At 60.2% G+C, this 7,091-nt stretch carries 7 protein-coding genes; 4 read left to right on the forward strand and 3 right to left on the reverse strand.

Annotated elements, in window-relative coordinates; translation table 11 throughout:
- The coding region (locus tag ABSG20_RS25250) for an aromatic-ring hydroxylase C-terminal domain-containing protein (protein ID WP_490338337.1) at positions 1-311 on the forward strand (311 nt) is incomplete at its 5' end.
- A gap of 31 nt (positions 312-342) precedes the next feature.
- On the opposite strand, the gene ABSG20_RS25255 is transcribed toward ABSG20_RS25250, so the two are convergent.
- Together ABSG20_RS25255 and ABSG20_RS25260 are read right to left on the reverse strand one after the other, a co-directional pair.
- Positions 343-738: a helix-turn-helix domain-containing protein gene (locus tag ABSG20_RS25255; RefSeq protein WP_423867217.1), complete on the reverse strand. Its 396-nt coding sequence runs from the start codon at positions 736-738 to the stop codon at positions 343-345.
- Between the two features lie 7 nt (positions 739-745).
- Positions 746-1,798 carry a LysR family transcriptional regulator gene (locus ABSG20_RS25260; protein WP_423867218.1) on the reverse strand — a complete coding sequence of 351 codons (1,053 nt, stop codon included), beginning with the start codon at positions 1,796-1,798 and terminating at the stop codon, positions 746-748.
- A gap of 703 nt (positions 1,799-2,501) precedes the next feature.
- Between ABSG20_RS25260 and ABSG20_RS25265 the strand changes: the two genes are divergently transcribed.
- Complete coding sequence (locus tag ABSG20_RS25265; protein WP_423867219.1) at positions 2,502-2,774, forward strand: hypothetical protein; 273 nt, start codon at positions 2,502-2,504, stop codon at positions 2,772-2,774.
- 275 nt (positions 2,775-3,049) lie between these two features.
- Positions 3,050-3,784 carry a cytochrome c biogenesis CcdA family protein gene (locus tag ABSG20_RS25270; protein ID WP_423867220.1) on the forward strand — a complete coding sequence of 245 codons (735 nt, stop codon included), beginning with the start codon at positions 3,050-3,052 and terminating at the stop codon, positions 3,782-3,784.
- Between the two features lie 54 nt (positions 3,785-3,838).
- Here ABSG20_RS25270 and ABSG20_RS25275 read toward each other — a convergent pair whose 3' ends face one another.
- A complete protein-coding gene (locus tag ABSG20_RS25275) occupies positions 3,839-5,113 on the reverse strand; it encodes a serine hydrolase domain-containing protein (protein ID WP_423867221.1) in 1,275 nt (424 codons plus the stop codon).
- 403 nt (positions 5,114-5,516) lie between these two features.
- Here ABSG20_RS25275 and ABSG20_RS25280 point away from each other — a divergent pair, with 403 nt between their 5' ends.
- Entirely contained in the window at positions 5,517-6,902 is a 1,386-nt protein-coding gene (locus ABSG20_RS25280; RefSeq protein ID WP_423867222.1) for an MFS transporter, read from the forward strand.
- Positions 6,903-7,091: the final 189 nt, after the last annotated feature.

Here is a 7,091-nt window from a genome sequence, read left to right on the forward strand (position 1 = left end):
CGTCGGACGTTCCGGGCTGTCGTACGCCGCATCTGTGGTGTCGCCACGGCGGTTCGCTCTACGACGCAATGGGGCCGGAGTTTACGCTATTGCGATTCGATCGCGCGGCCGACGTGACCCTGCTTGAGGCCGCGGCCCGCGAGCGGCGCGTGCCGCTGAAGGTGCTCGACATCGAGCCGCCTCGGACCGCCACTTTCTATGGCGGCGGACTGGTATTGTCGCGGCCGGACCAGCAAGTGGCCTGGCGCGGCGGCAGATTGCCGACTGATCCGCTTGCATTGATCGATCATGTCCCCGGCGCTGCAAGCTAGCCGTGATCGGTCAAATGGTCTCAATCGACACCTAGGCCTCGTTCGCCGCGATCGATTCCATCAAGGATACCAGTTGACGCTGTACGGTCTGGTCCTTGATCTTGCTATAGGCCCGCAACAGTCTCAAACTAAAGGCGCTGTCCAGAAACAGCAGGCTTTCGACTTCCCGAGCCTTGCCGTCGCCGTCGTAGAAGAATGTGACGGGAACATCGAGCGCGGTGGCGATTTGCTGAAGACGGGCCGCGCCGACGCGGTTGACGCCCTTCTCGTATTTTTGAACCTGCTGGAAGCTGACGCCAAGTTTTTCGCCGAGTTCCGCCTGCGAGATGCGTTGCTCCACGCGCCTTAGCCGAATTCGCTTTCCGAGCTCAATGTCGGGCTTGCCGGCACTGCGTTGCTTCATTCTCTTTGCCGTTGACTTGTTCATTCTGGTTTTACCGTCCTTCAGTCAAGAAGCCCCCGAATAGATGGGTCAGGGGTTCGCCCATATATACCGCTTTAAATTCGCTTGGATGGACGAATTCGTCCTTAAACCAAGGGAATTTTGCGGGATTGAAGGCCTCTATCAGCCAGTCGACCATATGGCGTACCCTGGGGATACGCCCGCTACTGGGGTGATAGGACAGCCAAATATCGAGTGGCCGGCGCAATTCGATTTCCAAGGGTACAAGATTCGCGCCAAGTGCGCAGGCGTAAGTTGGAAACACGCCAATACCGGCCCCCATGGCGACGGCCCAATAATTCGCGCTGCTGACGTTGGTTTTCATCACCAACAGATCCCGCTCGGAGCAGCCGGGAAACCACTCCTCGAAGCTCTCCTTGGCAGAAGTCCGGTCGTCGACCTGCATCATCAGAACCAGCCGGTGCTTGAGCAAGTCCTCCGCGGTCCTCGGGGCGCCGTAGATCTCGATGTATTTCCGGCTCGCAAACAGCATCAAATGCATTTTGCCGAGCCGGACCAGTTTGACGTCAAGCGTGTCCGGGCGCGACAAATGGATGGCCACGTCGGCCTCATGCCGAGATACGTCGGCGGAGCGCATCGCACAATGGAGGTCGACGCGTATTTTCGGGAAGGATTTCTGGAAATCGACGATACGAGGGGCCAGCCAGAACGTTCCCAGACCTTCGGTAACGGCGACCCGGACTTCGCCGGCCAGCGTGCTGGTGACGAAATCGCCGGCACGCAGCAAGTCGAACGAGGCGGCTTCCATGCGCTCCACGGCCGAAACGACCTGTGAGCCTTCTTCGGTCAGGCGGGTGCCATGGACGTCGCGCGTAAACAGCGTCGCTCCGATTTGCCGCTCAAAATCATCGATGCGCCGGCGAACGACATTGATGGACAGCTCGAGCCGGTCCGCTGCGGATCTGAAACTTCCGCAACGAACAACCTCCAGAAAGACCCTCGCGGCGTCCCAATCTGTGAGACTGCCGAAGGAGACTTTATCGCGTTCCTTCCGAGGAACGCCCCTGTCCAGTGCAAGATGCATACAAAATCCTTTTCGCGTGATAAAATGCCAGAATAATAAGCGGGCTACAACTATGGCGGGTCTAAGGCCGTGCAATTCGGCGTTAATGATTACCGTCAGTCGTGATCACCATCAGTTCGGCGCGTCGCGCGGACGCCTCCGGGGGGCCTCCATCTCCCCCGCGAATTAACGAAAAGAGCAGCTGTGAGCCTTGCGACATCCACGAATTCGCCCGGCCTTGCGACCGTTGTATTCGCGCAGACGCGGCAGGAATTTCCGGTGAAGCCATTGTGGTTCAGCCCACTTCGCCGCAGCCCTTCCCGTCGCAGCCTTGGCGGCCCATGCGGCGGGCGCGGGACAACTGCCGAAAGGCTCTCGACTATTGGCGCTGGATCGGTCCGCCGGCCGCACTCATGCCTGCTCGATGAGCCCTCTCAAGCCGTGGTGCGCCATTGGTTGGATCGGCCGAGGGGTCGGAGCCAGCCCGTGCCGCAACGAAATAGTATTCGAGCGCGAGAGCCGGTCGTGCTACGGTTGGTTGCCGTGCACGGCGTTGGTCAACCGAGGCCGCGGCGGCATCGTGCTGGCCGGGTTGGTTGCGCTCCCGACGACGTGTCGACCACGAATCCCATCGTGCTGTTTCGGAGAATTTATTTGGAGAAGTATCTGAAACGGCGGGCCGGATAGAACAGACTTTACCTCGCAAGCTCGGTAGCGGAAAAAAATGCTGGTATCAGATTCAGACGAACGAATGCTTTCGGTTCTCTCTGCACTCGAGGAGTGCCGTGCGGCTCTTATCGAAGGCGGCGACCGCGAGACTGCGCTGGTGCTGTCGGTAGCAATCCTCGAGCTTCGGATGAAACTCAATCGGATTGCCGACTCCGAGCTGAAGGCTCTGTGTGACGCGATGTTGCCGGAGGACGCGCCGCCGCCGGGATCGCAATATACCAAGCCGCAGGGTCAGCGCTTACGTCCCCTCTTGAAACTGGTCAAATAGCCAATCAGCTTCCGGAAGGTCTCGTTCCGGAAAGTGCTGTTCCGGGGCGCAATGCGGCTGCGGCGGGGCGCTGGCCGCGCCTGACACATTGTTGATCGACAAGACCCGCCACCATCGCGCTCAGGCCTGAGACCAAGGCAATTCCGGGATGCCGGACGGCGGCAGGCCGGTTGCGCATTCCGTCCCATCCGCTACATCATGAAGTGTGGGCAAGTGCTGGCTTCCGAAGGTCGGGCCCGGCTGGCCGCCGATTGAGCGACGATAGCGATGACTGCATGATCCACGATGTCTCGATTCCCGCGGCGTTGATTGCCGGTCTCGTCAGTTTTCTGTCGCCCTGCGTGCTGCCCCTGGTGCCGCCGTATTTGATTTACCTCACGGGAGCGACCATCGAGCACGTCGCCAACGACGAGACGATATCCGCCTCCAAGCGTGCGGTGATGATATCGGCGGTCCTGTTCGTGCTCGGCTTTTCCACCGTGTTCGTGGCGCTCGGCGCCAGCGCCTCGCTGATCGGCGGGTTGATCCGGGCGTGGTCAGCGGAGCTTTCGATTGTCGCCGGCATTATCATCATCGTCATGGGCCTGCATTTTCTGGGGCTGACGCGGATCGGTTTGCTGATGCGGGAGGGCCGGCTGCCGATACCAAAGCCCGTTGGGCTTTGGGGGGCCTATGTGATGGGCCTGGCGTTTGCGTTCGGCTGGACGCCCTGCATCGGCCCGATCCTCGCGGCCATCCTGTCGGTTGCCGCGGCCGAGGCAACGGTGGCGAGGGGCGCGGGCCTGCTTGCGGTCTATTCCGCCGGGCTCGGCATACCCTTTCTGATCGCGGCCTTGATGGTCGAGCAGTTCTCCTCGCTGTTTTCGCGGATGAAGCGGCATCTCGCCACCGTCGAGAGGGCGATGGGCGTGCTCATGGTGATCACCGGCATCAGTTTTCTCACTGGCGCCGTATCCAGCGTCAGCATCTGGTTGCTGGAGGCGTTTCCAAGCTTGCAGAACATCGGCTAGCTAAGCTAGCGGAGAAAATGAATTTGCCCGCAGGCACCCGCGCGCCACGGTTCCCTAGAGATTGCTGTCGGCGATCCCAGAGTAAACCATGGCACGCAGTTCGCGCCGGATCGGATAGGCGCTCGAGGGCAGCACCTGGGTCATGAAAATGACGGCGAGTTCTTCTGCCGGATCGATCCAGAACGAAGTTGATGCCGCACCCCCCCAGGCATATTCGCCGCGGCTTCCGGGGATCAATGTCTGGGCGGGGTCCATCGTGACCGAGAAGCCGAGACCGAAGCCGATGCCGTTGTAGCTCGCCTCGCTGAACAGCGACCGTGACATCGCCGGCAAATCGCGCCCGCCGGGAAGATGATTTGACGTCATCAGCGCCAACGTCTTTGGGCCGATCAGCCTGACGCCGCCGAGTTCGCCGCCATTGAGCAGCGCGCGGCAAAAGGTGAGATAGTCAGCCGCGGTCGAACACAAGCCGCCGCCGCCGGAAATGAACGACGGTGGCGCGAGAAACGAGCTCGTGGTCGGGTCATCCTGTAGCGTCATGCCGTCCTTGCGGTCAGCGGCATGGAAGGTCATGCCGCCTTGCGGGTCGGCTGAATAGCAGGCCGCGAAACGATGGACCTTGTCCGCCCCAACAAAAAAGTCAGTATCGTTCATTTCAAGCGGATCAAGGATGCGCTCTCTGAGGAACTGCTCGAACGGCTGGCCGCTGATTTTGCCGATCAGATATCCGATGACGTCGGTAGAAACCGAATAATTCCAGGCCTCGCCGGGCGAAAATTCCAGCGGAATTTTTGCCAAATCATCGACCATCGATTGCAGGGTTCCCGATTTCTCGACTGTGCCGATTTTCAATTCGCGATAGGCCGCATCGACGTTGGAGCGCTGCTGGAAACCGTAAGTCAGGCCGGAGGTGTGCCGCAACAGGTCCACGATCTGCATCGGTCGCGACGGCGGCCTGGTCAGAAAGGCCGGCCAGACGCCGGCCTGGAAGACACCGAGGTTCTTCCATTCCGGAACATATTTATGCACCGGCTCGTCGAGCGCGACGCGGCCCTCCTCGAACAGCATCATGAAAGCCACGCTGGTGATTGGCTTGGTCATCGAATAGATGCGAAAGATGGTGTCGTGTTTCATTGCCGCCTTGCGTTCGAGGTCGGCAAAGCCCTGCACCGCGCTGTGGACGATCTTGCCGCGGCGGTAGACCAGAAGCTGCGTTCCCGGAAAGCGACCGGCGTCGATATAGCGGCGCTTGATATGCTCCTCCATCCGATCGAAGGCTTGCTGGGACATGCCGGCGGATTCCGGCGATGCGGGGGTCGGGGCTAACATCGGGAATTGTTCTCCGTGGCTTTCGCAGCGTGGGTTGGTAGCGCAAAACCGTGCCATGTTCCACTCGCCGCGTGCTTAACCCGGCGCGCGTGGGGCTTACCCGAAACGGCCGCCTGGGGATGCCTGCTCACTTCTTGTGCGTCGCACAAGAAATGAGCTATCCGCAAGTTTTGGATGCGCATGCCGGCTTTGTCTCCGAGCCAGTCCAGTCAACTAAAATGCTGAAACACATTGATTTTTGAGTTTCATCGGCTTGGCACGAAGCTTGAATGTCGTCCCCTGACGCCATTGATGCCGTCCATAGAAAACCAATCATCCGAATTCTGACACCGCCAGACTGGGGCCCCCCTGGAGCGCGCGGCCGTGCCTCTCGATCCCGATTACAGTTGAAAGGAAAGTTCCAATGAGCACGCAACGCCCGACCTGGATTTCGGAATGGAACCCAGAGGATGAGACGTTCTGGAATTCCAAGGGCCACGTCATCGCCCGACGTAATCTCATCTGGTCGATTGTTGCGGAGCATATCGGATTTTCGGTCTGGCTGATCTGGAGCATCGTCGCAACCAAGTTGCCGCAAGCCGGCTTCCATTACAGCACCGAGCAACTGTTTCAGCTGGTGGCGCTGCCCGGATTGATCGGGTCGCTGATGCGATTTCCCTACACGTTCGCTGTCACGAGGTTCGGCGGCCGGAACTGGACGATCTTCAGTGTCTCGGTGCTGTTCATTCCGACACTCGCGCTCGCCTATTTTGTCAGCGAGCCCAATACGCCGTTCTGGCTGATGCTGCTGGTAGCTTCCACGGCAGGCCTCGGAGGCGGCAACTTCGCCTCGAGCATGGCCAACATATCCTTCTTCTATCCCGACCGCATGAAGGGCTGGGCGCTTGGCTTGAACGCGGCCGGCGGCAATATCGGCGTCAGCAGCGTCCAATTGCTGACGCCAATTCTGATGGGGGTCGGCCTTTTCAACCTCTACCAGGCGACGCCGACCTCGGATGGCGTCTATCTTCAGAACGCCGGACTGATGTGGATCCTGCCGCTGGCGGTTGCGGTCTTCGGCGCCATTTTCTTCATGAACAATTTGAGCACAGCCAAGTCCACGTTCAAAGACCAGCTCGCCATCGTCGGGCGCAGGCATACCTGGATCGTGGCCTTCATCTACATCGGAACGTTCGGCTCGTTCATCGGTTACTCGGCCGCGTTTCCGTTGCTGATCAAGACGCAATTCCCCACGGTCACTCTGGCGATCGCTTTCCTCGGTCCGCTGGTGGGCTCGGTTTCGCGTCCATTTGGCGGCTTGCTTGCCGACAAGGTCGGCGGCGCGATCGTGACGTTCTGGAATTTTATCGCGATGGGCGCAGCGACGATCGGCGTGTTGTACTTCGTCGGGATCAAGGACTTCACAGGATTCCTGGTGATGTTCCTCATCCTCTTCGTCACGACCGGCATAGGCAACGGATCGACCTACCGGATGATCCCGTCGATTTTCCGCGAGGAGAATCTGCGCAAGGCAAAGGGCACCGGCGAAGCCGGCCGGGCGCTGGCCCTGAAGGCCGCCAGCATCGAGAGCGGTGCCGCGCTCGGATTTATCGGCGCGATCGGCGCCTGTGGCGGCTACTTGATCCCGAGCGGCTTCGGCAAGTCGATCGCCCTTACCGGTGGTCCGCAGCTGGCGCTGGAAATCTATCTGGCTTTCTACGCGACCTGCCTGGCGCTGACCTGGTGGTATTATCTGCGCAGGAGTCCTGTGGCGTCGGGCGCGACGAGTCTCGCCGAAGCTCGGGTGTGAGACGGCATGTGGAGTGACCTCTCGGTCCACGTCCGGCAACGTGCGGGGAGAGAGCCTGCCCTCGGGTTTGATCCGAGGGGGCGTGCGCGAAGGCGGAACGAGGGACCCTAAACAGACAGGAGCCAACCATGACACCAGACCAAGTCACGCTCGTGCAGCAGAGCTTCGCCAAGGTCGCGCCAATCTCTG

The organism is Bradyrhizobium sp. (genome assembly GCF_049512235.1).
Taxonomy (GTDB): Bacteria; Pseudomonadota; Alphaproteobacteria; order Rhizobiales; family Xanthobacteraceae; genus Bradyrhizobium.

Coding starts and splice junctions, on each gene's coding strand:
- ABSG20_RS25265 (WP_423867219.1), top strand. CDS start 2,502: ATGCTGGTATCAGATTCAGACGAACGAATGCTTTCGGTTCTCTCTGCA.
- ABSG20_RS25275 (WP_423867221.1), bottom strand. CDS start 5,113: ATGTTAGCCCCGACCCCCGCATCGCCGGAATCCGCCGGCATGTCCCAG.
- ABSG20_RS25270 (WP_423867220.1), top strand. CDS start 3,050: ATGATCCACGATGTCTCGATTCCCGCGGCGTTGATTGCCGGTCTCGTC.
- ABSG20_RS25260 (WP_423867218.1), bottom strand. CDS start 1,798: ATGCATCTTGCACTGGACAGGGGCGTTCCTCGGAAGGAACGCGATAAA.
- ABSG20_RS25280 (WP_423867222.1), top strand. CDS start 5,517: ATGAGCACGCAACGCCCGACCTGGATTTCGGAATGGAACCCAGAGGAT.
- ABSG20_RS25255 (WP_423867217.1), bottom strand. CDS start 738: ATGAACAAGTCAACGGCAAAGAGAATGAAGCAACGCAGTGCCGGCAAG.